Below are 20,720 nucleotides of genomic sequence, written 5' to 3'. Positions count from 1 at the left end.
GTTAAAAACACAACAATATTATATGAGCCAATAATATTTGATTTCGAATTGGTAGAGTGGTGGAGTGGGTTTCTTAAAGCGGGGATAAAAAAAAGAGTCAAACCTCTTTTGAAGTTTGACTCTCTGTTGGGTGGCAGATGGGACTCGAACCCACGACATTCAGAACCACAATCTGACGCTCTAACCAACTGAACTACAGCCACCATGTTATTTGCTTTACTTAGCAGTATTGCTTAGTTCTTTAAAGCGAGTGCAAAGGTACGGGTTTTGTTTTAAACTACCAAATGTTTTGTCAACTTTTTTTGGATAAATCGTGTTTTTACTTGTTTATTGGTGCTATTGTAGGAATAATGTGCTCTATATTGCTAATTATTTCCCATATTCATATCTTTTGATACAGTTCGCTGGTATCAGTGTTGAACGTACCGAAAGTCATAAAAAAAACGTCTAAGACATTGCTTAGACGTTTTATTGTAATTGGGGCGTAATTTTCTTTTACTCTTTTGGTGTAGAGAGGTTCTTGCAAATTACTTTGCAGGAGCCTGCTGTGCTGGTGCCTGCTGAGCACCTTCAGCTGCTGGTGCTGCCTGCTGCTGGCTTGAACCGAAACCAGGAGTAGTGTTTGGGTTTGTTGTCTGAGTTTCAGTTGCAGTCTTCTCCATAACGCTTGTACCCTCTGTAGAAACAGGAGCCACGTGAGCGCATACGATGCTGAGAACAACCATTGTGATTGCGAGACCCCATGTTGCTTTCTCTACGAAGTCGGTAGTCTTGCGTACACCTAAGATAGCGTTAGATGATGAGAAGTTTGATGCCAAACCGCCACCCTTTGACTCCTGAATAAGCACAATGCCAATCATGAGCAAAGATGCTATCACGATGAAAATTACGAATAATGTGTAAATCATTTTTCTATTTGTTATTTTTGTTATTTATTATAAGTTTCTTTAAAAATCTTATTTGGTCTGCAAAGTAAGCATTTTTTTTTGGATAATTCAAATTTAAACGCTGAATTATTTCAAGAGCCTTCGAATATCTACCTTGTTTTATGTATATTTTGGCTAAAGTCTCTGTAAAATAGCCTTCTTCGCTTTCGTTCTCGCCCTTTTTCTCTTCTTCAAGTTCGGGTTTATAGGTGGGTTGATCTTGCAGTTGTATCTTGCCACCATCTTTGTTGATGAAGTCGTCGATGAGTTCCTGACCTTTCAGCTGGGGGCTCTGTTCGGAGGTGTCGTCTTCTTCGCTTTCTGTTTTTAGCAGGTATGCGACATAGTCTACAGCAGCATCTGCAGGCGTTGGCTTGCGTTTTGGTTCACTTTGAGGTTCCAGTTCCTGTTCTGGGGCAGAGTCGAGGAAGTTGTCGATAATAGATATAGTGCGGTCGTCGTTGCTTGTTTCTATCTTGTTGGTAGCTTCCTCGCTCGGGTTCTTGAACTCATAGTGTGCACTCTCCACAAGTTGGAACAACATACTTCTGTCTGTCACGTACAATGCAGTTCGACGAAGTTCATCGTCGAACGCACTATCGTGCAGCAGATACATGTTCTTCAACATCAATATTCGTGCCGTCTGATAGTATGGATAGAGCGCAACAATGTTTCGGAGCTCGTATAGAGTCTCCTTGCTCATCAGTTCAGGATGGTTTATGAGGCGTACTAAATCCACTTTTTTACGTTTTTACATTATTAATGTTTATATTACCAGTTGGCAACTGTTGCGTTGAATATCTGCTCTGTGATGTCTTTTACCATTTGTGTTACGAGTTCTTCTTGCACCGTGGCAAGACTTTGTGTTGTCTCGTACGATTTTGACGAGGTGAACTGGCGTTCAAAGTCTTCGCTATGGTTTACGTTGTTCGTAAATCGTACGTTGACGGTGATTGAAAGTTCGGTTTGTGCCGACTGTCCACTTGCTGACACAGACTTGTTGCGCTGCGAGTATTGTGTTATCTCACCCTCTATTTTCAGGTCGCCGTTACGCTTCACCTGACTCAGTTTGGTGTGGCTTGCGAACATGTCCTTCAACTGGTTGTTGAACATCGGTCCCATCGGTCCCCATACATAACTTGAACGGATAGGGAAGTCGGCTATCTGTATTGTCTTTGTCTTTGTATAGTCGATGCTCGCTCCGTTGAACTTGTAGCTTACCTTGCACGCCGAAATTGTTATAGATGCAATCAGTACAAGTGCTATATATATATAATGTGTACGGATTCGTTTCATGTCTTTATTATTTGTCGAGTCCATATTGCTTTATGCGTCTGTAGAGTGTGCGGTCGGAGATGCCCAGCTCCTGCGCAGCCTTCTTGCGGTTGCCACCATTGCGTTCGAGCGCTTTCTCTACCACCTGCCGACCGATGTCGCTAAGGTTCAGACTCTCGTTCTGTTCGTTTTGAGAGGTTGTTACGCCATCTCTTATCTCCTCGGCCTCTACATCCTGATACGGACTGAATGTGGCTGGCTGCAGAGCGTGTACCTGCTGGGCAGCTGCGAAATTGTCGAGTGTGCGGTTGTCGTCAATCTGTTTGCGCAGATTGGTCATCTCGCGGCGCAGATCGCTCACGTTGCCTCTCAACTCGTAGAGAATCTTATATAGAATCTCGCGTTCGCTCTCGTACGAGTGCGATCCGGTCGGCGTTGTGGTGGCAAGCTGCGTGCTTTCCTTGTCCTGCGGTATGAACTTGCTCAGCGTTTCGGCGTCTATCACGCGTGTTGTGCTGAGTACGGACATCTGCTCAGTGATATTCTTCAGCTGGCGCACGTTGCCCGGCCACTTGTATCTAAGCATTATTGCCTTCGCTTCGTCGGTTAGCGTGATGCGGCTCATGCCATACTTCTCCGCAATCTGCATTGTGAACAAACTGAAGAGTAGGAGAATGTCGTTGCCACGGTCGCGTAATGGCGGCATTTGGATAGGGATGGTGTTCAGACGATAGTAGAGATCTTCGCGGAAACGTCCCTCGCTTATTGCCTTGTGCATGTTGACGTTGGTTGCTGCAACGATGCGCACATTGGTTTTCATTATCTTCTGACCACCCACACGTATGTATTCGCCAGTTTCGAGCACACGCAGCAGGCGTGCTTGTGTTGCCATTGGCAGCTCGCCGACCTCGTCGAGGAAGATAGTGCCTTTGTTTGCCGTACCGAAATAGCCTTCGCTCTCGCCGATTGCACCCGTGAACGATCCCTTCTCATGTCCGAATAGTTCGCTGTCTATAGTGCCTTCCGGTATAGAGCCGCAGTTGATGGCGAAGTATTTCTCGTGTTTGCGTGGCGAATTGTCGTGTATAAGTCGTGGAATAATCTCCTTGCCGACTCCGCTTTCGCCAACAATGAGCACACTGAGGTCTGTCGATGCCACTTGTTTTGCAACGTCGAGAGCACGGTTCAACGCATCGCAGTTGCCCACGATGTTGTACCGTTGTTTTAATCTTTGCAGTTCAGATGTATCCATTTGGTAACAAAATTACATATTTCTATTAAAATAGATGCAGCTTTATGCTACTTTTTTAGCAACCGATTGTGTTATCGGTTGCCTTGCTGATTGTTGGTGTCGCGTTTCTTCGGAATAGAAAATCTCACCTTCTCGCTTTCATCGCGCTTCTCATGGTAGAGCTTCGGCAGCGGATTGGCAAGTGGTAGTTCGTATTCTTCGCGGTTACGCACGATGTCGATAGCTGCATAGATAGCGTGGCGCAGTGCGTTCTCATCAGCAACGCCAGCTCCAGCATTGGCGAAGTCGGGAGTCAGTGCGGGTGCTGTGCATACGAGTGGGAGTGCTGATATGTAATAGATGCCGTTGCTCTGCATTGTTGTAGAGAATGGTATGTTAGCCTGATCGTCGTACATTGCGAGCGTGCAGTCGAAAGCATCGCATACATTATTGCCGAAGTAATCTTCTGCGGCATATGGTCCGTATGCTGTGATGCCTTCCTCCTCGGCTTTCTTTATAGCTGGCAGTAGTATCTCCTTCTCTTCTGTGCCGTCAGCGCTTGGGTTAAGTGCGAGCACGCCTATACGTGGATTCGACAGACGGAAGTCGCTCTTGAGGCAGTTGTGCAGTTTGCGAATGTTGTTAAGGATATTCTCTTCTGTGATGTTTGCAGGTACGTCCTTTATTGCCAAACCATTGGTGGCGAGGGCGATGCGTAGTGATTCGTTTACCATTATCTTCATGCCCTTAGCACCATCACCGATGCAAGTCTCTGCATATTCCTTCAGTCCGTTGTATGTGTAACCAACTTCGTTGGCTGTCATGTTGGAGAGGCATACCGGACAAGCCACGAGCACGTCGTAGAGTTGGCTACGGAAATCGGTCATAGCCTTATCAAGGGCTTTGAGAGCCGATTCTCCAGACTCTTTTGTGGGTTGTCCGAGGTCTACTTTCACCTCTTCATCGAAGCAAGCGAGCAGATTAACGCGTCCATCGACAGCATCTTCAGCCTTGTTGATGATGCTGAAGTTAGCTTGCATGTCAAGGGCCTTACGATGATAAGCTGCAATCTTCGGCGAGCCGTATATGATAGGTGTGCATAACTCAAGCATTTCGGGCTCTGCAAAGGTTTTAAAAATAAGCTCATATCCGATACCATTGGTATCGCCGTGGGTTATTGCCACGCGGATTTTTCTGTCTTCCATTTGTTATTTTGTTTGGGTTGTATTGTATATAGTGCTGCTTCTGTATTGAGTAGCACGTTGCGTTTCTTCGTTCCTGGGGCGTAGACGAAAGCTTCTGCCACTATTGTGGTGTGCTTGTCTATGTGCTTTATTATGTGTTGCACGAACGGACCGCCCATTGCGTCGCCGTGCATCTCCCATAGTCCGCGACGTATGGTTAGTGTGTCTGTGTCGCTGCTGACATAAGTTGTGACGATACTGCCTTGCGTTGTCGTCATGTACATATCGTCGGTTTCGCCCTTTATGTTCACCTTCATCACACTGTCGCGGTTTTCCGACGTGTATATACAGATATTTGCCATTGCTGTTGGCGAGTCGTTGGATATCCAAATAAAGTCTTTTCCCTTCTTGCTCGCTCGCATATCTGACGGTATGCGCATATCTATACCGAACATCTGTTGCACTTCTGCTTCCAACTTTGTGTTATGCTTGTGCTCAAGCAGTGTTATGGCGTTCTTTATTTCGTTGCGTTTTAGCAGATTGCGTATGTTGTTGGCGGTTGATTGCGACCGCATGGCGCGCTGCAGGTGTACCATCGAAGGTGTGCTTACGTGTACAATGATCTGCGGTTCGGCATATACGTTGCGTTCGTATTTTATCTTGATTTGTTTCAATTTGTGGTCGGTTTCTACCACCACGATGTTGCGAGCAAGTCGTAATGTGGCATTCATTGATGTGCCGTTGCTCACGTCGAATGTAGGTTCGGGCTGCGGCAGGGCAGTGACAGGCTCTGTCAGTACCTTATATAATATGCTATCGCTATCGCCAATGAGCACTACTTCGTATGGTCTGCCACCACTGTCGGGCAGCATCGTCTGCTTGCCTCGGGTGCAGGCCATGAGTGTAAGCGTAGCGAAGAACAGTATTGTATATCGCATGGGGTTATTGTTGTTCGCGGCGTTTGCGCTCCTCTTCAATCTTTTTCGCAGTGCTGAGCAGTCCACATGCAGCGAAGATGTCCTGACCTCGACTTGCACGAATCGTGGTGAACACGCCGTGGTTAGTCAGATAGTCGCGGAAATTCTCTATATGGTGGTCGTCTGTGCCTTGCAGGTCTACGTTGGGGATAGGGTGGAAGCGAATCAGATTAAATCGACATTCCAGTCCTTCCACGAGCTTCACTATTTCGCGAGCATGTGTTGTGGTATCGTTCACGCCCTTGAACATGATATACTCGAAAGAGAGTCGGCGCTGATGTGTGAAGTCGTAGTTACGCATCAAGTCTACCACCTCTACGATAGACATACCACGCTCTGCAGGCATCAGCTGCGCACGCTGTTCTGGTATTGGCGAGTGCATACTGATAGCCACATGACAATCACTCTCGTCGAGGAAGCGTTGCAATTTCTTGCGTATGCCTACGCTGCTCACTGTGATGCGCTTCGGGCTCCAAGCGTAGCCATAGTCGGCTGTCATCACCTGTGTCACCTTCAGTACGTTGTCGAGGTTGTCCATCGGTTCGCCCTGGCCCATAAACACGATGTTCGTGAGTTTCTCGCGTTCGGGAAGCGAGTATATCTGGTTGAGGATGTCGGTTGTTGTGAGACTCTCTTCAAAACCCTGCTTGCCTGTTTGGCAGAACAGACAATTCATTTTACAACCCACTTGTGACGAAACGCACAGCGTAGCGCGGTCGTGATCGGGGATGTACACAGTTTCCACATGTTTGCCCGTAGCAGTGGGGAAGAGATACTTTATTGTTCCGTCCTTCGATACTTGGCAGTCTATCGGCTCCATACATCCAATGGTGTATTCTTCAGCCAGTCGCTCACGATTGGTCTTCGAGATGTTTGTCATCTCGTCAATCGATTTCACGTGTTGTGTGTATAGCCATTTCGCCATCTGTCCGCCAGTGAAGGCTGGCATACCGAGCGATTTTGCTACTTCTTTGAGCTCGTAGAGCGACATACCCATGAGCGGTTTCTTTATATCTGCCATATCTGTGTGTACTATTTGTTTGCTATAGTTGTAGTCCTAAGCTACAAAGTTACGCATTTTTTTTGAAAATAGTAGAGAGTATAATGAAAAAAGCGTGTAAAAACATATTGTTTCTACACGCTTTGTTTGGTAGTGGATAGGGGAATCGAACCCCTATGCCAAGATTGAGAATCTTGTATCCTAACCATTAGATGAATCCACCATCGGTTTTATGTCTTACTGCTTTGGTAGTGGATAGGGGAATCGAACCCCTATGCCAAGATTGAGAATCTTGTATCCTAACCATTAGATGAATCCACCAACAGTATTGATTACTCAAGAGAACAGCGGAAGCTGGGGGATTCGAACCCCCGGTACGGTTACCCGTACGGCAGTTTAGCAAACTACTGGTTTCAGCCACTCACCCAAACTTCCATGCGGTTGAAGTTAACCGGAGCACTGTTTCTCAATTGCGAGTGCAAAGGTATAGGTTTTTATTGTAACCACCAAATGTTTTCTGTACTTTTTTGTGATAAAATGCGCATTTTGCTACATTTTTGTAGCTGAGTGCGTTTGGTAAGGTCGTTTTGTGACGTTTTTTACTCTTGAATGCGCTTGTAGTAGCGCAGCTTGTTGTTTTGTGTGTAGAACATGTGTGTCAGTTCGGTGAGCAAAAAGTCGGGACGGAATGATATTTCTTCAAAATAAGTTGAGGTTTTGCCGTTACATTCGTATATGTTTCCGTCTTTGAACGCCTTTATTGTCTTGTATCCGCTGTATTCTGTGCTTAGTTGGTTACGTGTGAGCGGTCTGTCACCATAGTAGATGAACAACCAGATGTCGGCATTAATTGCTTTACTGATTACCATTTCGGGTGATAGATTCAGCGATCCGCTGTGTGTGTCGTCGGCAAAGATGTAGTCACCACCTGCATCTTTTATCAATTTTGCCATCGAGCTATTGCCTCCAGGGCAGTACCATACGCCACTTGTGACGCGTTCGGTGAGCACTTTAGGGTGATTCTTTTGCTTTTTGTTATGTTCGATGATTGTGTTGTAGTTGTGTTCAATAGTAGTAAACAACGAATCAGCGGTATTTTCTTTACCGATTAGCATGGCATAGAAGCGCATCCATTCGGCGCGTCCAAGTGCGGAGGTTTCCATATAGTCGGCACATTCTATAATTGGTGTGCCGATATTTTCGAGTTGTGCATGGCTGCTTCCCTCAAATGGTGATAGAAACATGGCGTCGGGTGCTACTGCGATGATGCGCTCGATGGTTGGCGACATACTGTTGCCACAGTTGGTGATGGTTCCTTTTGCTGCACGCTGTAGCACGTCTTGTTGGGTGATGTATGCCAAGTCGCATACGCCTTTAATTGTTTCGCCAGCACCCAAGTCGAATAGTAGTCGGCAGTGTGGTGATGTTGTCACTATTGCCCTACGTATTGGTGTGTATATGACAGTGGCATCTGAGGGTGGAATGACTTTGCCCGAGTCGCTGCGGTTGATTAGGGCATAGCGATGTAGAATTGTGCCGCTCTTCCAAGGGTTGCTAAGCTTTACGTCTACGTATCCATCGTGTCTAACTGCGGTTATATGTTCTGCGTATTTGAATGTGATGGTGTCACCATTGTTGTCGTCGTTTATTGTACTCTTTCCGTTACATGATGAGAGCAACAATGAAGTTATATATATATAAGGTATAATACTATATAATATATAATAATGTATAGACCGTTGTGTATTTGTTCGCTTATTCATTCTTGTTGATATTGTAGTATATTTGTTGAGTGATTTTTATGTAAAACAAAAAAGTGAAATGTTCGTTTGAACATTTCACTTTCGTTTGAGGTACCTAGCAGAGTCGAACTGCTCTACACGGTTTTGCAGACCGTTACCTAACCGATCGGCCAAGGTACCAAATGGCTCATTGCTTATTTGCGAGTGCAAAGGTAGGCATTATTATTGTAACCACCAAATGTTTTTGTTTCTTTTTTCTTATTTATCTTATTTTTTCCACGTTTTCTTGTGTTTCTTCTTTCGTGTGTTTTATGTTTAAGTATCCTTTTTCCTATAATTACTGCATTGTTCGGCGTGGAAAGTAGTGTTTTGCTTTTTGTTAAGTTTGTGGTTTTTTATCATTTGCTCTTTCAGTGCACAGCCCTTGCAGCCATAACATCCGCTTTCTGCTTCGCTAATGGCTTTATATGTTCTGTAGGCGATGTAGCTTATGGAGATAATAATTATGAGTATAACAGCGATGAGTTGTAACATATATGGGTGTGATAAAGTTGATAGTTAGTCAAATCGTGAAAAACTCGTATGTTATAGTTTGATAGTGAGAATCGGTACGTACATCTGCGATGAGTATCGCGGATGTACGTATCGATTGTTCGCCTTAGTTTAATAAGCGAAGAGAGGGTAGTCCTTCATTGTCTCGTTCACCTTGGCGCGAACACGAGCGATTACCTCTTCGTTTTCTGGGTCGTTCAGTACTTCTTCTATGAGTTCAGCAATCAGTACCATGAGGTCTTCCTTAGCACCACGTGTTGTGATGGCAGGAGTTCCGAGGCGTATGCCCGATGTCTGAAATGCGCTACGTGTGTCGTATGGCACCATGTTCTTGTTGACGGTGATGTCTGCAGCAACAAGAGCGTTTTCTGCCACCTTACCGGTGAGGTTGGGATACTTAGAACGGAGGTCGACAAGCATAGAATGATTGTCTGTGCCACCGCTCACGATAGTGAAGCCACGTTTGATGAGTTCGTCAGCAAGCACGCTTGCGTTCTTCTTCACCTGTTTTGCCCACTCCTTGAACTCTGGCTGCAGAGCCTCGCCGAAAGCCACAGCCTTGGCAGCGATGACATGCTCCAACGGACCGCCCTGCTGTCCTGGGAATACTGCAGAGTTGAGCAGCTGGCTCATCATCTTTGTTACGCCCTTTGGTGTCTTCAAGCCCCATGGGTTCTCGAAGTCCTTGCCCATAAGGATAATGCCGCCACGCGGACCGCGTAGAGTCTTGTGAGTGGTAGAGGTTACGATGTGAGCGTACTTCACGGGGTTGTCGAGCAAGCCGGCTGCGATAAGGCCTGCAGGGTGAGCCATATCAATCATAAGCAGTGCGCCAACCTTGTCGGCAATCTCGCGCATACGCTTGTAATCCCACTCGCGACTATATGCCGAACCACCACCGATGATGAGCTTCGGTTTGTGCTCCAGAGCGAGCTGCTCCATCTGGTCGTAGTTCACACGGCCAGTTTCCCGGTCGAGGTCGTAGCCGATGGCGTGGTAGAGTATGCCCGATGTGTTCACCGCCGAACCGTGTGAGAGGTGTCCGCCGTGTGCGAGGTTTAGACCGAGGAATGTATCGCCAGGCTTCAGTACGGCAAGCAGTACAGCGGCGTTAGCCTGCGCACCAGAGTGCGGCTGTACGTTGGCATACTCAGCATCGAAGAGTTCCTTCACGCGTTCGATAGCCAATGTCTCCACTTCGTCCACTACCTGGCAGCCGCCGTAGTAGCGTTTGCCTGGATAGCCCTCGGCATATTTGTTCGTGAGATAAGAACCCATTGCCTCCATTACCTCGTCGCTGACAAAGTTTTCAGAAGCTATAAGTTCTATACCCTTCAGCTGGCGCTGATGTTCTTTCTCAATGAGGTCGAAAATCACTTGATCTCTTTTCATAGTTAATAGAATTTTAATTATAGTAATGATTATACGAGTTCAACTTTCTCGATGAACTGTTCCTTGTCGCAGTAGTGGCATTTGAGGATGCCCTTTTCTTTGTTCACAACGTGGAATACGGTGTTCATCGGTTCGTTGTTGGTGATGCACTTCGGGTTGTTGCACTTCACGATGCCACGCAACTCATCGGGGGTCTTCACCGTCTTCTTCTCCACAACCTCGTAGTCGTGAATGATGTTGAGCACCACGTTCTGTGCTACAACCGAGAGTCGCGAAATCTCCTCGTCGGTGAAGAACTTGTCCGACACTTTGATGATACCCTTGCGTCCAATCTTGTTCGACGGATAGTTATAACCGATAGTTACTGGTGTTTCAAGGGTCTCTAATTGTAGTAAATTTACTACCTGATATGTCTTCTCTGCTGGTATATGGTCGATGACAGTGCCGTTCTTGATAGCAGCCACTTGTCTTTCTGTCTTGTTGCTCATGTCGTATTGTTTATTAATTGCTAAATAATTGTTTTATCGTTGCGCACCTCGTCGAGTGTGATGCCGAGCACGTAGCAGAATATCGCCTCACGAGCGAACAGGCCGTTGCCTGCCTGTTGAATGTAGTAAGCGTGTGAACTCTCGTCTACGTCGTATGCTATCTCGTTGACACGTGGCAGTGGGTGTAGAATTTTCATGTTGTCCTTTGCTTTGCAGAGCATCTGGCGCTTCAGGATGTACACGTTCTTCACACGTTCGTACTCCATGAGGTCGGAGAAGCGTTCTTTCTGCACGCGTGTCATGTAGAGGATGTCGGCATCCGCAATCACGTCTTCGTTGAAGTCGGTGTGCTCTTCGAAGCGGATACCGTGTTCGCGACAATAGATTTTGTACTCCTCAGGCATTGCCAATTCCTTTGGTGCCACAAAATGGAATGTAGGATTGAAGTGGCGCATGGCAGTGATGAGCGAGTGCACGGTGCGTCCGTACTTCAAGTCGCCAACGAGATAGATATTAAGGTTTTCGAGAGTGCCTTGTGTTTTGTAGATGGAATAAAGATCGAGGAGACACTGTGACGGGTGCATGTGTGCACCATCGCCTGCATTGACAATAGGAACCGGAGCAACTTCGCTGGCGTATTGCGCTGCGCCTTCAACGTAGTGGCGCATCACGATGACATCGGCATAGTTGGAAACCATAAGTATAGTGTCCTTAAGTGTTTCGCCTTTTGTTACGCTTGATGCCTTGGCATCCGAGAAACCGATGACGCGCGCGCCGAGGCGGTTTGCTGCGGTTTCAAAACTCAATCGCGTGCGGGTTGAAGGCTCGAAGAATAGCGTTGCCACCACCTTACCTTTCAGCAGTTCGCGGTTAGGGTGATTCTCAAACTCCTTTGCCATTTCGAGCAAATACATTAGCTTTTCCTTCGGCAGGTCGGCTATTGTTACAAAATCGTGTCTCATTATTATTTAGAATTAATGGTTGTCTACAATTTGTCTGCTAAGGTAGTTATAATTTTTCAGATATGGCGTAAATGAAAACTATTATTTATGCTTTTCTCACTTTTTTGCCTTACCTTTGCAAAATATAAGAGATATTACTAATATAATTCAGTCCTATTACTAATATAATAAGGAATACATTACTAAAAATATGAGAAAAGTATTCGTACGCTCACTATGGACGTTGCTTGCCATCGTCATTCTCGGTTCGGCAGTTGCGTTCACGGCTATATGGAACGGTTTTATCGGATATATGCCGCCAGTTGAGGACTTGCAGAACCCGATCAATCGCTTCGCAACACAGATCTATAGTGCTGACGGAAAGGTCATCGGCACGTGGAACTTCAATCGCGAGAACCGTGTCTGCGTTTCATACAACGACATCTCGCCATACCTGGTGCAGGCGCTTGTGGCTACAGAGGATGTTCGTTTCTACGACCACTCGGGCGTAGACTTCATTGCTTTGGGCAGAGCCATCGTCAAGCGCGGTCTGTTCGGTCAGGCTTCTGCCGGTGGCGGTTCTACCATCACGCAGCAGCTTGCCAAGCAGCTATATTCAGAAACCGCCAAGAGCACCATGCAGCGTGCGCTGCAGAAACCGATAGAGTGGGTTATCGCTGTGAAGCTCGAGCGCAACTACACCAAAGAGGAGATTATAGCTCTGTATCTCAACTATTTCGACTTCCTGCATAACGCTGTAGGTATAAAGACTGCGGCCAATACCTATTTTAATAAGGAGCCTCGCGACCTCAATATTGAGGAGGCAGCTACGCTCATCGGCTTGTGCAAGAACCCGTCGCTGTTCAACCCCGTGCGCTATCCCGACCGTTGTCGTGAGCGTCGCAACGTGGTGCTCGACCAGATGCGCAAGGCGGGCTATATCAGCGATGCCGAGTATGCGCAGCACGTCGAGTCGCCGCTCACACTCGATTTTCACCGCACCGACCACAAAGATGGTGTAGCGCCTTACTTGCGCGAGTTCCTGCGTGTGTACATGTCTGCCGAGCGTCCACAACTGTCTAACTATCCGTCATGGAACCGCCGTCAGTTTGTCATCGACTCAATTGCATGGGTGAACGATCCGCTCTACGGATGGTGCAACAAAAATCGCAAGAAGGACGGCTCGCCGTACAATCTCAATGCCGACGGCTTGAAGGTGTACACCACCATCGACTCGCGTATGCAACGCTATGCCGAAGAGGCTGTTTATGCTCACGTGGCTCGCTACTTGCAGCCGGAGTTCTTCAAGGAGCAGAAGGGCAAACCGAACGCTCCGTTCACCTCCGCACTGACACAGAAACAGGTTAACCAGATTATGGAACGTGCTGTGCTTCAGAGCGAACGCTATAGAGCACTGAAAGCTGCGGGCGCAAGCAATGAAGAAATTCACCGCTCGTTCCATACGCCTACAGAGATGACTCTTTTCACCTATCATGGCGATATCGACACCATGATGGCACCTATAGACAGCATACGCTATGTGAAGTCGTATCTGCGTGCTGGCTTTATGAGTATGGATCCGAAGACGGGAGCGGTGAAGGCATACGTAGGCGGACTCGACTACACACATTTTATGTACGATATGGTTACGGGCGGTCGTCGCCAGGTGGGTTCTACAATAAAGCCGTTCCTCTATGCGCTTGCCATGGAGAATGGTTTCACCCCATGTTCTATGGCTCCTAATGTGCAGCAGACCTACACCGTGGGCAATCAGACGTGGACTCCGCGCAACACCAACCGTAAACGCTACGGCGAGATGGTTACGCTGAAGTGGGGATTGGCGCAATCGAACAACTGGATTTCGGCTTATCTTATGAGTAAGCTTAACCCACAGCAGTTCGTCACCAAGCTGCACGAGTTTGGCATCGACAACCCCGAGATAGTGCCGTCGATGGCACTCTGTCTCGGTCCGTGCGAGGTGTCTGTGGCAGAGATGGTTAGTGCCTACACCACGTTTGTCAATAAAGGCATTCGTTCTGCTCCGATGTTCGTGAGTCGAATAGAGGATAACGAGGGCAATGTCATCACCGACTTCCAACCGCGTATGAACGAGGTGATAAACGCAGAGAGTGCCGACCGTATGCTCGTGCTTCTGAAAGGCGTTGTCGATGGCGGTACGGCTGGCAGATTGCGCTACAGATATAACTTTACAGGCGAGATTGGTGCTAAGACTGGTACCACCAACCGCAATGCCGATGCTTGGTTCATGGGCTTCACACCGCAACTCGTCAGCGGTTGCTGGGTAGGTGGTGAGGATCGCGACATCCACTTCGACACCATGCGCATGGGACAGGGCGCAACAATGGCTCTGCCCATCTGGGCAAACTTTATGAAGAAGGTGTATGCCGACCCCTCGTTGCCTTACGACGAAACGGCGAAATTCGATCTGCCACCAGGCTACGACGGCTGTTCGGACGGCGAGACCTCATCCGATGACCCCGGCGATGGGGCTCTTGACATAGAAGAGGTGTTTGAATAATAATAGGGTGCTGTCGCTTGCACATGCAAGAATAGCACCCCTTTTAAATTATAGTATTATGAAATATTTTGTAGCAAATTTCAAGATAGAATGTGAGGCAGAGCTGATGCAGCCCGCTCGTGAGTTGTTGTCGGCAGCTGCCTGTGAGGCTGGTTTCGAGGCGTTTGAGGATACCGACGACGGATTGTTAGGTTATGTACAGCGCCCGATGTATGACAAGGAGGCACTCGATGCAGCCATTGCCGACTATATGCCGGAGGGTGCAGCGGTGAGTTACGCTGTGGAGGAAGTGCCCGACCAGAACTGGAATCAGGGCTGGGAGGACGAGGGCTTCGAGCCGATTGGCGTAAGCGATAACCTCGTAATCTACGATGCCAAGCACACCGACCGCGAGATGTTCGCTGGCGACGACGGTGTGATGCGCATCTTTATTGAGGCACGCAACGCCTTCGGAACGGGTACGCACCAGACAACACGCATGATTCTGCGCCGACTGCTCGCAATGGACGTGCAGGGTAAGAGCGTGCTCGACTGCGGATGTGGCACCGGAATACTCGGCATCACTGCCTCACGTCTTGGTGCCAACCCCGTGCTCGGTTATGATATCGACGAGTGGAGTGCCGACAATGCGCAACACAACGCGGCGCTGAATGGTGTTGAGAATATGAGCGTTATGCTCGGCGATGCGTCGGTTCTTAATAACGTAGCAGAGCGCTTCGATGTGGTCATTGCAAATATCAACCGCAACATCCTTATAGCCGATATGTCAGCGTTCCGTGCACACATGAAGCAAGGTGCACAACTCATTCTCAGTGGATTCTACGAGGCTGACGTGCCGATGATAGAAGCGGCAGCTAAGGAGCACGGACTCTCGCTCTGCGACGTTGTTACGGACGAAGAGTGGGCTTGCGCGTTGTTCAAGTAAGATTATTATTGCTGTCCGGTAAAACTTTTGCAAGCAAAATAAATTAGGGCTGACACTTCTCTCACGAGGTGTCAACCCTTTTGGCTATCTTTGTTTTGCTAAATAAAAAATATAACCAAGAGCAAAGATGGCCTCACCTCTATTCGCCTTTGTCTCTTTGTGACAAGACGATATGGTTTTTCAATACATGAACCACCACAAAGATATACGCACATCAGAGAGCGTAGAATCTCACTATATTGATAACAAAACATTGTGCATCTCAATCCCAAGGTGGAATCTATAGTTTGAGCTAAAAGAGCATTAAATAGCTCCATAATCGAAAAAATACTCCAAAAGGAGTGAGTTTCTCTGATTTAATTTGTACTTTTACCATGTCATTCAGAGTTTTATTGTATTTTTTTTATTGCAATATTAAGATAAGTGAAATTTCTGACATGACATAATCCTGAGCAACTTATTGTTGCACAGGTGCTTAAAAGGTTTAATTTACAATAGTGTTGCGGAATTAAAGGTTATGAAGAAAATATTATTCACATTTATAATATCTGTGCTGGCACTTGACATGTCTGCACAGATTCAACGCACTTTCCTCGGCAACGTCTTAGCTGTATCTACTTATGAGGAAGTAAGAACTAACATGAGAAATAAAGGATATGGAATTTCAGATCTTATCAATAAAGATTGTGCCGTATATTCTTATATTAAATTTGCTGGATATAACTGTGAAGAAGCCTATTTCAATTTCATTGATAATAAGTTTTCCATGGTAACTTTTATTTTTGAAGAGACCTCTATTAAAGATACAGATACATTTAATTCATTGAAAGAGAAACTTATAAGTAAATATCCAGATTTCAAATACGAAGAAAAAGAAAATGTTGTCTTATTTTACGACAAATCTACTTTTCTTTCTCTACGCAATGAAATCTCTGATAGTACAGCAAAATATGTTTTATCCATTAGTTACTGGGATTTTAATCTTACTAAGGAAAAACTTTTAAATGATATAAATAAACGAAATTCTAACGATGAATTTTAAGGCTTGATTATAGAAAGAATTTTCGGCTCAGGAGAGGTTGTCTTATCCACGGACAATCTCCCCTGAGCCATTTTTATCGCTTTAAGTCATTCATCTTACCTTGCAGGCTTTTACAAGATAGCCGATTCGGCTATTCTTGTTGCGCAGTTTCGTGGCAATTTCAGAAAGAATAGCAACGATACCTGCTAAAAAGAAACATTTCTCTTTATAATTTGTCGCACGAACCTTTCAATCATCATTACCAGGAATACGTCTCCATAACCATTTTACGCCCTTCCAGACGAACTTTAATGCATACCAAATAAGATTAGCCCCAAGGCAGAAGCAATCAAGAATCCAACCCAGGCTGGAGCCCTCTCCGGGGTTATGAATATAGACATTCCGAGAACAGCAGCCGAAAGAAACAGATGAGAATATTCAATTTTATTGGTGACACCACCTATACAACAAGAGAAGGAATATCATACAGGATAGACAACAAGGAACATAATATTCAGCGAGTCGGCAAATCCTGGGTAGTGGATGGAAAGGCGAGTTCTCTTGAAGAAATGGTGAAGATGGGCATAGCTAAAAAATATAGCACGAGTTTACAACAGTACCGCTATTGGTAAAGTTGTGTGGTATATCTGAAGTGAACCCCGAAAGTTTTTTGTCTAACTTTCGGGGTTCACTTCATTTTGTGGTACGCTCCTTTTTTACAAATTAATCCTGGTTTCCGATTGTGAGTTTCTTCAGCGCATAGAATGAACCGTTGAAGATGTTGAAGTCGACGTAGCCCTTAATGCCTGGTAGTTGTCCTACATCGGTGTGTTGCCAGAAGTGCCACGTGCCCTTGTATTCCACCTTGTCTACATAATAATGCGCTATCCAGTAGGGATAGTCGTCGAATACGGGCGCATTAAGGTAGCTCTCCTTAAATTTATAATAGGTATATATGATAGGCTTCACGTGATATTTGTCCTCTACGATGTGCAGCCATGTAAGAATGTCGCGCTGAAAATCCTCTACGTTACGGTCTTGCGGTTTGTGCTCCACGTCGAGCACGGGCGGAAGGTCGCCGTCCTCCAGTCGCACTTGCTTTAGGAAGAAATAAGCCTGGTCGCGTGCCGACGATTTATTGCTCCAGAAGTGGTAGGCTCCGCGTATAAGTCCGTGCTCACGAGCCTGGCGGAAGTTCTCCTTAAACCTGTTGTCGGTGCGCGACGAACCTTCTGTCGACTTAATCATCACGAAGCGCAGCGGATAGCCTTCGATATTGCTGTCGCGCAACTTGTCCCAATCAATCTTGCCTTGATAGTGCGAGATGTCTATGCCGTGTATCTCGTAACCGGCAGGATAGTTGGTGTCGCCGAAGAGCGCACGCCAGCGAAATCCGGTAGGACTGACGAAGTAGGTGTAGAAAGCCCAAACATATACGCATATCATCACAGCCGAACTTGTCCACCATACGGCACGCGGATGGCGTGAGAGTAGGGCGGAGAGGCTTGAGCAGCGCTTTTGTTTAGTTGTTGAGCGTCGTTTGCGAGGTTTGTATGTGCGTTTGTTTGCTTCCATATTGTTGTTTCTGTCACCGTTTGCGTCCGCAGTCTGATCGGATTGCGTTCGGTGTCTGATCGGATTGCGTTCGGTGTCCGATCGGATTGCGTTCGGTGTCCGATGATAATCTCTTTAGATAAGGACGCTTAAAGTCCTGCTTTTACATAAAAAAAGAAGAGCAGAATGACGGTTGTCACTCTGCTCTTGCTGTATAAAGTCTTTTGTTTTGAACAAGCAGAGTTTTTACTTAGCCTGCTCAAGCTTCAGAGTCTTGGTTGTCTGGTCGCATACCTCTGTTGGTCCCCAGTACTGGATTGGGCCAGGATATACGTAGCATGTGTTCTTAGCCCACTCCTCGCGATGAGCAGCGAAGAACTTGAACGGAGCACCATCGAGCTCAACAAGAGCCTTGCGGATAACAGGCTTGTTAGCACCGTTGCGACGCTCGATGTTCATCATCATTGTGATAGGCACACCACCTGCGATCCACTGCTCTGCAGGCGCTGTTGTGTTCTGGATGATTGACATGTAGCCAGTCTTGCCGTTGCTGATGAGGCGTGATGCGTTGAAACCGAGTGAGTAGCAGTAGTCAGCGTCGTAGTTAGACGGAGCTGCGCAACGTCCCTCGTAGCCGAAGAAGTGGTGCTGTGCAGAGAACTTGCCGCAGAACTTGCCCTCAGCCTTCCATGCGTTGAGCTTGGTTGCTACCATGCGAGAGAGAAGTTTCTCTGTCTCGATGAGCGATACCTGAACGTTGCCGTGCGGGTCGCGGTCGAGGCAGAGTTGGCGTGCAACGTCAGCAGGGAGCGACTCGAGAACAGCGAGGTTCTCCTTAGCGATAGAGCTCTTAACGAATGCAATCTGCTCCTCAGCATTAGCGAACTCGCGTGACTCGCCTGTTGCAGGGTCGGTGAGCACCTCGTTGAGCTCAGCGATGAGCTTCTTGATAGCCGGGATGAACTCGATGAGACCCTCAGGGATGAGCACTGTACCGAAGTTGTTGCCGTCAGCAGCGCGGTCAGCAACAGCCTGAGCGATGTATGTTACAACGTCGTCGAGCGACATCTCCTTAGCCTCAACCTCCTCTGATACGAGGCAGATGTTAGGCTGTGTCTGCAATGCGCACTCAAGAGCGATGTGAGAAGCTGAACGGCCCATGAGCTTGATGAAGTGCCAGTACTTACGTGCAGAGTTGCAGTCGCGCTGGATGTTGCCGATAAGCTCAGAGTATGTCTTACAAGCTGTGTCGAAACCGAAAGAAGTCTCAATCTGCTCGTTCTTCAAGTCGCCGTCGATAGTCTTCGGGCAGCCGATAACCTGGACACCGTACTTCTTTGCTGCGTAGTACTCAGCGAGCACACAAGCGTTAGTGTTAGAGTCGTCACCACCGATGATAACGAGAGCCTTGATGCCAAGCTCGCGAAGAATCTCAATACCCTTCTCGAACTGCTCTTCCTTCTCGAGCTTTGTACGACCAGAACCGATGATGTCGAAACCACCAGTGTTGCGATACTGATCCATGAGCTCTGATGTAATCTCGATGTACTTGTGGTCAACCAGACCGCCAGGACCGAGGATGAAGCCATAGAGCTTGTTCTCTGGATTCAATGATTTAACACCGTCAAACAATCCTGAAATTACGTTGTGACCGCCAGGAGCCTGACCGCCAGAAAGAATAACGCCTACGTTGAATGCAGGAAGCTCAGTCTTCTCGCCAGCCTCGAAAGTGATAACCGGCATTCCGTATGTGTTAGGGAACAACGCCTTGATCTCTTCCTGGTTACCTACTGACTGTGTTGCCTCACCCTCTACGGCCTTAACCGGACCCTGGAGAGCCTTAGGCAATTTGGGCTGATAAGCAGCTCTTGCAATCTGCAATGCACTAATTTCCATGTGATTTTAAATATTAAAATATGTAACGTATAAATAGATACTTTTTTTGCACTGCAAAAATACTCTTTTTCTGCGATATACTGAAAAAAAAAGAAAAGAAAACATACAATTAGAAGATTTTTAGCAATAAAACTTGTTGCGTATTAATATTTTTCTTATCTTTGGCATGTTAATTTAATCTTTTAATCAATAATCATTTTATTTGTTATGGCAAACAAACGAAACCTGAAACGCAATATCAATTATGTTTGTAGCGAACTTTTTTCAGAGGCAGTGGCTGCTTCCATGTACAGTTCAAAAGCAACAGAAGAGGACGTGAACGCATTGCTCGCTTCTATCCTTGTAATACATAATGACTATGTACGACGTGTGTCGCATCAAGAGCCAGGACTCTCGCCAAAACTGTTCTATAAAGACCTTGTGAACAACTTCAATAAGCAGGTGTCTGAGATTGTAGACCAGGTCGTAAATCTCGGCTAATCAGAATTTTCAAAACATAAACATACATAATACACAATGAGTTTTTTGCAACGCATTTGCAAGACATTGTTGTATAAACGCATGGGGTGGACCGCTCATATAGAAGTGGACCACCCCGAAAAGTATATACTCTGTCTTGCTCCACACACCAGTAACTGGGACTTTATCATCGGACTTCTCTACTCGCGTGCAGAGGGAATAAAGGCTAACTTCCTTATGAAGAAGGAGTGGTTCTTTTGGCCACTTGGTGTATGGTTCCGCCATCTTGGTGGCATCCCCGTCAATCGTTCAAAACATACAAGCATGACCGACGCTATGGCTGAGGCTGCGCGTCGTGCGCCAAACTTTAAGCTTTGTGTTACTCCGGAGGGTACACGCTCACGTAACCCAAACTGGAAGAAGGGATTCTATTTCATCGCTTTAAAGGCAGAACTGCCAATATTACTATATGGTCTCGACTTTGAGCGCAAACTGATAGAGTGTAAGCACATGATTGTGCCGACGGGAGATGTGGAAGCGGATATGAAGCGTATCAAGACTTATTTTAAGGACTTCAAGGGTAAGAACCCTGAACTGTTCACCGTCGGTGAACTTTAA

The 20,720-nt window shown here is 46.6% G+C and carries 19 protein-coding genes, 5 tRNA genes and 1 pseudogene; 6 read left to right on the top strand and 19 right to left on the bottom strand.

What is annotated here, in order from left to right; translation table 11 throughout:
• Nucleotides 1–129 precede the first annotated feature (129 nt).
• The 16 genes from HMPREF0673_RS12035 to pyrB all read right to left on the bottom strand — a co-directional run bounded on the left by HMPREF0673_RS12035 (nucleotide 130) and on the right by pyrB (nucleotide 11,732).
• Nucleotides 130–203 (bottom strand) — tRNA-His (locus HMPREF0673_RS12035).
• 324 nt (nucleotides 204–527) lie between these two features.
• Nucleotides 528–908, bottom strand: coding sequence for a preprotein translocase subunit SecG (gene secG, locus HMPREF0673_RS12030; protein WP_007902893.1), 381 nt, complete (start codon nucleotides 906–908; stop codon nucleotides 528–530).
• Between the two features lie 4 nt (nucleotides 909–912).
• Nucleotides 913–1,665, bottom strand: a complete 753-nt coding sequence (locus HMPREF0673_RS12025) for a hypothetical protein (RefSeq protein ID WP_040596963.1) — start codon at nucleotides 1,663–1,665, stop codon at nucleotides 913–915.
• A 32-nt stretch (nucleotides 1,666–1,697) separates the two neighbouring features.
• Nucleotides 1,698–2,222, bottom strand: coding sequence for an LPS assembly lipoprotein LptE (gene lptE / locus HMPREF0673_RS12020; RefSeq protein ID WP_022430747.1), 525 nt, complete (start codon nucleotides 2,220–2,222; stop codon nucleotides 1,698–1,700).
• Between the two features lie 7 nt (nucleotides 2,223–2,229).
• Entirely contained in the window at nucleotides 2,230–3,453 is a 1,224-nt protein-coding gene (locus HMPREF0673_RS12015) for a sigma-54 interaction domain-containing protein (protein WP_007902884.1), read from the bottom strand.
• 71 nt (nucleotides 3,454–3,524) lie between these two features.
• On the bottom strand, nucleotides 3,525–4,637 hold the full coding sequence (locus HMPREF0673_RS12010) for a PdxA family dehydrogenase (protein WP_007902882.1): 1,113 nt from the start codon (nucleotides 4,635–4,637) through the stop codon (nucleotides 3,525–3,527).
• Nucleotides 4,607–5,554, bottom strand: a complete 948-nt coding sequence (locus HMPREF0673_RS12005; RefSeq protein ID WP_007902880.1) for a DUF4837 family protein — start codon at nucleotides 5,552–5,554, stop codon at nucleotides 4,607–4,609. The genes HMPREF0673_RS12010 and HMPREF0673_RS12005 overlap by 31 nt, the downstream gene beginning before the upstream one ends.
• A gap of 4 nt (nucleotides 5,555–5,558) precedes the next feature.
• Nucleotides 5,559–6,614: a 23S rRNA (adenine(2503)-C(2))-methyltransferase RlmN gene (rlmN, locus tag HMPREF0673_RS12000; protein ID WP_007902878.1), complete on the bottom strand. Its 1,056-nt coding sequence runs from the start codon at nucleotides 6,612–6,614 to the stop codon at nucleotides 5,559–5,561.
• 127 nt (nucleotides 6,615–6,741) lie between these two features.
• Nucleotides 6,742–6,816, bottom strand: a tRNA-Glu gene (locus tag HMPREF0673_RS11995).
• Between the two features lie 23 nt (nucleotides 6,817–6,839).
• Nucleotides 6,840–6,914: transfer RNA gene (locus tag HMPREF0673_RS11990), tRNA-Glu, on the bottom strand.
• 27 nt (nucleotides 6,915–6,941) lie between these two features.
• A tRNA-Ser gene (locus HMPREF0673_RS11985) sits at nucleotides 6,942–7,028 on the bottom strand.
• 164 nt (nucleotides 7,029–7,192) lie between these two features.
• Nucleotides 7,193–8,275: an ABC transporter substrate-binding protein gene (locus HMPREF0673_RS11980; protein WP_007902877.1), complete on the bottom strand. Its 1,083-nt coding sequence runs from the start codon at nucleotides 8,273–8,275 to the stop codon at nucleotides 7,193–7,195.
• Nucleotides 8,276–8,444: 169 nt separating this feature from the next.
• Nucleotides 8,445–8,515: transfer RNA gene (locus HMPREF0673_RS14400), tRNA-Cys, on the bottom strand.
• Nucleotides 8,516–8,998: 483 nt separating this feature from the next.
• Nucleotides 8,999–10,279 carry a serine hydroxymethyltransferase gene (gene glyA, locus HMPREF0673_RS11970; RefSeq protein ID WP_007902874.1) on the bottom strand — a complete coding sequence of 427 codons (1,281 nt, stop codon included), beginning with the start codon at nucleotides 10,277–10,279 and terminating at the stop codon, nucleotides 8,999–9,001.
• A 29-nt stretch (nucleotides 10,280–10,308) separates the two neighbouring features.
• The gene (gene pyrI, locus HMPREF0673_RS11965) at nucleotides 10,309–10,767 is read right to left on the bottom strand and encodes an aspartate carbamoyltransferase regulatory subunit (protein ID WP_007902872.1); all 459 of its coding nucleotides are present in this window, start codon (nucleotides 10,765–10,767) and stop codon (nucleotides 10,309–10,311) included.
• Between the two features lie 20 nt (nucleotides 10,768–10,787).
• Nucleotides 10,788–11,732 carry an aspartate carbamoyltransferase gene (gene pyrB / locus HMPREF0673_RS11960; RefSeq protein ID WP_040596961.1) on the bottom strand — a complete coding sequence of 315 codons (945 nt, stop codon included), beginning with the start codon at nucleotides 11,730–11,732 and terminating at the stop codon, nucleotides 10,788–10,790.
• Nucleotides 11,733–11,919: 187 nt separating this feature from the next.
• On the opposite strand from pyrB, the gene HMPREF0673_RS11955 reads away from it, so the two are divergent.
• Both HMPREF0673_RS11955 and prmA read left to right on the top strand, forming a co-directional pair.
• Entirely contained in the window at nucleotides 11,920–14,247 is a 2,328-nt protein-coding gene (locus HMPREF0673_RS11955) for a transglycosylase domain-containing protein (protein WP_007902868.1), read from the top strand.
• Nucleotides 14,248–14,305: 58 nt separating this feature from the next.
• Entirely contained in the window at nucleotides 14,306–15,172 is an 867-nt protein-coding gene (gene prmA, locus HMPREF0673_RS11950) for a 50S ribosomal protein L11 methyltransferase (protein WP_007902860.1), read from the top strand.
• Nucleotides 15,173–15,351: 179 nt separating this feature from the next.
• Here the strand turns inward: prmA and HMPREF0673_RS13955 are convergent.
• A pseudogene (locus HMPREF0673_RS13955) lies at nucleotides 15,352–15,548 on the bottom strand (IS1380 family transposase); the annotation flags it as partial.
• Between the two features lie 141 nt (nucleotides 15,549–15,689).
• Here HMPREF0673_RS13955 and HMPREF0673_RS11945 point away from each other — a divergent pair.
• The gene (locus HMPREF0673_RS11945; protein WP_007902858.1) at nucleotides 15,690–16,214 is read left to right on the top strand and encodes a hypothetical protein; all 525 of its coding nucleotides are present in this window, start codon (nucleotides 15,690–15,692) and stop codon (nucleotides 16,212–16,214) included.
• 407 nt (nucleotides 16,215–16,621) lie between these two features.
• On the top strand, nucleotides 16,622–16,825 hold the full coding sequence (locus tag HMPREF0673_RS11940) for a hypothetical protein (protein ID WP_007902854.1): 204 nt from the start codon (nucleotides 16,622–16,624) through the stop codon (nucleotides 16,823–16,825).
• Between the two features lie 91 nt (nucleotides 16,826–16,916).
• On the opposite strand, the gene HMPREF0673_RS11935 is transcribed toward HMPREF0673_RS11940, so the two are convergent.
• Both HMPREF0673_RS11935 and HMPREF0673_RS11930 read right to left on the bottom strand, forming a co-directional pair.
• A complete protein-coding gene (locus HMPREF0673_RS11935; protein ID WP_040596960.1) occupies nucleotides 16,917–17,768 on the bottom strand; it encodes a glycoside hydrolase family 25 protein in 852 nt (283 codons plus the stop codon).
• 225 nt (nucleotides 17,769–17,993) lie between these two features.
• Complete coding sequence (locus tag HMPREF0673_RS11930) at nucleotides 17,994–19,643, bottom strand: diphosphate--fructose-6-phosphate 1-phosphotransferase (protein WP_007902847.1); 1,650 nt, start codon at nucleotides 19,641–19,643, stop codon at nucleotides 17,994–17,996.
• 207 nt (nucleotides 19,644–19,850) lie between these two features.
• Here HMPREF0673_RS11930 and HMPREF0673_RS11925 point away from each other — a divergent pair, with 207 nt between their 5' ends.
• Both HMPREF0673_RS11925 and HMPREF0673_RS11920 read left to right on the top strand, forming a co-directional pair.
• Nucleotides 19,851–20,123 (top strand): hypothetical protein, encoded by a 273-nt coding sequence (locus HMPREF0673_RS11925; protein WP_007902845.1) that lies wholly within the window; start codon nucleotides 19,851–19,853, stop codon nucleotides 20,121–20,123.
• A gap of 36 nt (nucleotides 20,124–20,159) precedes the next feature.
• On the top strand, nucleotides 20,160–20,720 hold the full coding sequence (locus tag HMPREF0673_RS11920) for a 1-acyl-sn-glycerol-3-phosphate acyltransferase (RefSeq protein ID WP_022430735.1): 561 nt from the start codon (nucleotides 20,160–20,162) through the stop codon (nucleotides 20,718–20,720).

The organism is Leyella stercorea DSM 18206 (genome assembly GCF_000235885.1).
GTDB classification, from domain to species: Bacteria; Bacteroidota; Bacteroidia; order Bacteroidales; family Bacteroidaceae; genus Prevotella; species Prevotella stercorea.
The sequence above is the reverse complement of the archived record's forward strand: the minus strand, read 5'-3'. Positions and strand labels throughout refer to the sequence as shown.

What these genes read in the sequence shown, in the direction of transcription:
- secG (WP_007902893.1), bottom strand. Translation starts at nt 908, where the DNA reads ATGATTTACACATTATTCGTAATTTTCATCGTGATAGCATCTTTGCTC.
- lptE (WP_022430747.1), bottom strand. Translation starts at nt 2,222, where the DNA reads ATGAAACGAATCCGTACACATTATATATATATAGCACTTGTACTGATT.
- rlmN (WP_007902878.1), bottom strand. Translation starts at nt 6,614, where the DNA reads ATGGCAGATATAAAGAAACCGCTCATGGGTATGTCGCTCTACGAGCTC.
- HMPREF0673_RS11925 (WP_007902845.1), top strand. Translation starts at nt 19,851, where the DNA reads ATGGCAAACAAACGAAACCTGAAACGCAATATCAATTATGTTTGTAGC.
- HMPREF0673_RS11920 (WP_022430735.1), top strand. Translation starts at nt 20,160, where the DNA reads ATGAGTTTTTTGCAACGCATTTGCAAGACATTGTTGTATAAACGCATG.
- prmA (WP_007902860.1), top strand. Translation starts at nt 14,306, where the DNA reads ATGAAATATTTTGTAGCAAATTTCAAGATAGAATGTGAGGCAGAGCTG.
- HMPREF0673_RS11940 (WP_007902854.1), top strand. Translation starts at nt 16,622, where the DNA reads ATGAGAATATTCAATTTTATTGGTGACACCACCTATACAACAAGAGAA.
- HMPREF0673_RS11935 (WP_040596960.1), bottom strand. Translation starts at nt 17,768, where the DNA reads ATGGAAGCAAACAAACGCACATACAAACCTCGCAAACGACGCTCAACA.
- HMPREF0673_RS11955 (WP_007902868.1), top strand. Translation starts at nt 11,920, where the DNA reads ATGAGAAAAGTATTCGTACGCTCACTATGGACGTTGCTTGCCATCGTC.
- HMPREF0673_RS11930 (WP_007902847.1), bottom strand. Translation starts at nt 19,643, where the DNA reads ATGGAAATTAGTGCATTGCAGATTGCAAGAGCTGCTTATCAGCCCAAA.
- pyrI (WP_007902872.1), bottom strand. Translation starts at nt 10,767, where the DNA reads ATGAGCAACAAGACAGAAAGACAAGTGGCTGCTATCAAGAACGGCACT.
- HMPREF0673_RS12015 (WP_007902884.1), bottom strand. Translation starts at nt 3,453, where the DNA reads ATGGATACATCTGAACTGCAAAGATTAAAACAACGGTACAACATCGTG.
- HMPREF0673_RS12005 (WP_007902880.1), bottom strand. Translation starts at nt 5,554, where the DNA reads ATGCGATATACAATACTGTTCTTCGCTACGCTTACACTCATGGCCTGC.
- HMPREF0673_RS12010 (WP_007902882.1), bottom strand. Translation starts at nt 4,637, where the DNA reads ATGGAAGACAGAAAAATCCGCGTGGCAATAACCCACGGCGATACCAAT.
- glyA (WP_007902874.1), bottom strand. Translation starts at nt 10,279, where the DNA reads ATGAAAAGAGATCAAGTGATTTTCGACCTCATTGAGAAAGAACATCAG.
- HMPREF0673_RS11945 (WP_007902858.1), top strand. Translation starts at nt 15,690, where the DNA reads ATGAAGAAAATATTATTCACATTTATAATATCTGTGCTGGCACTTGAC.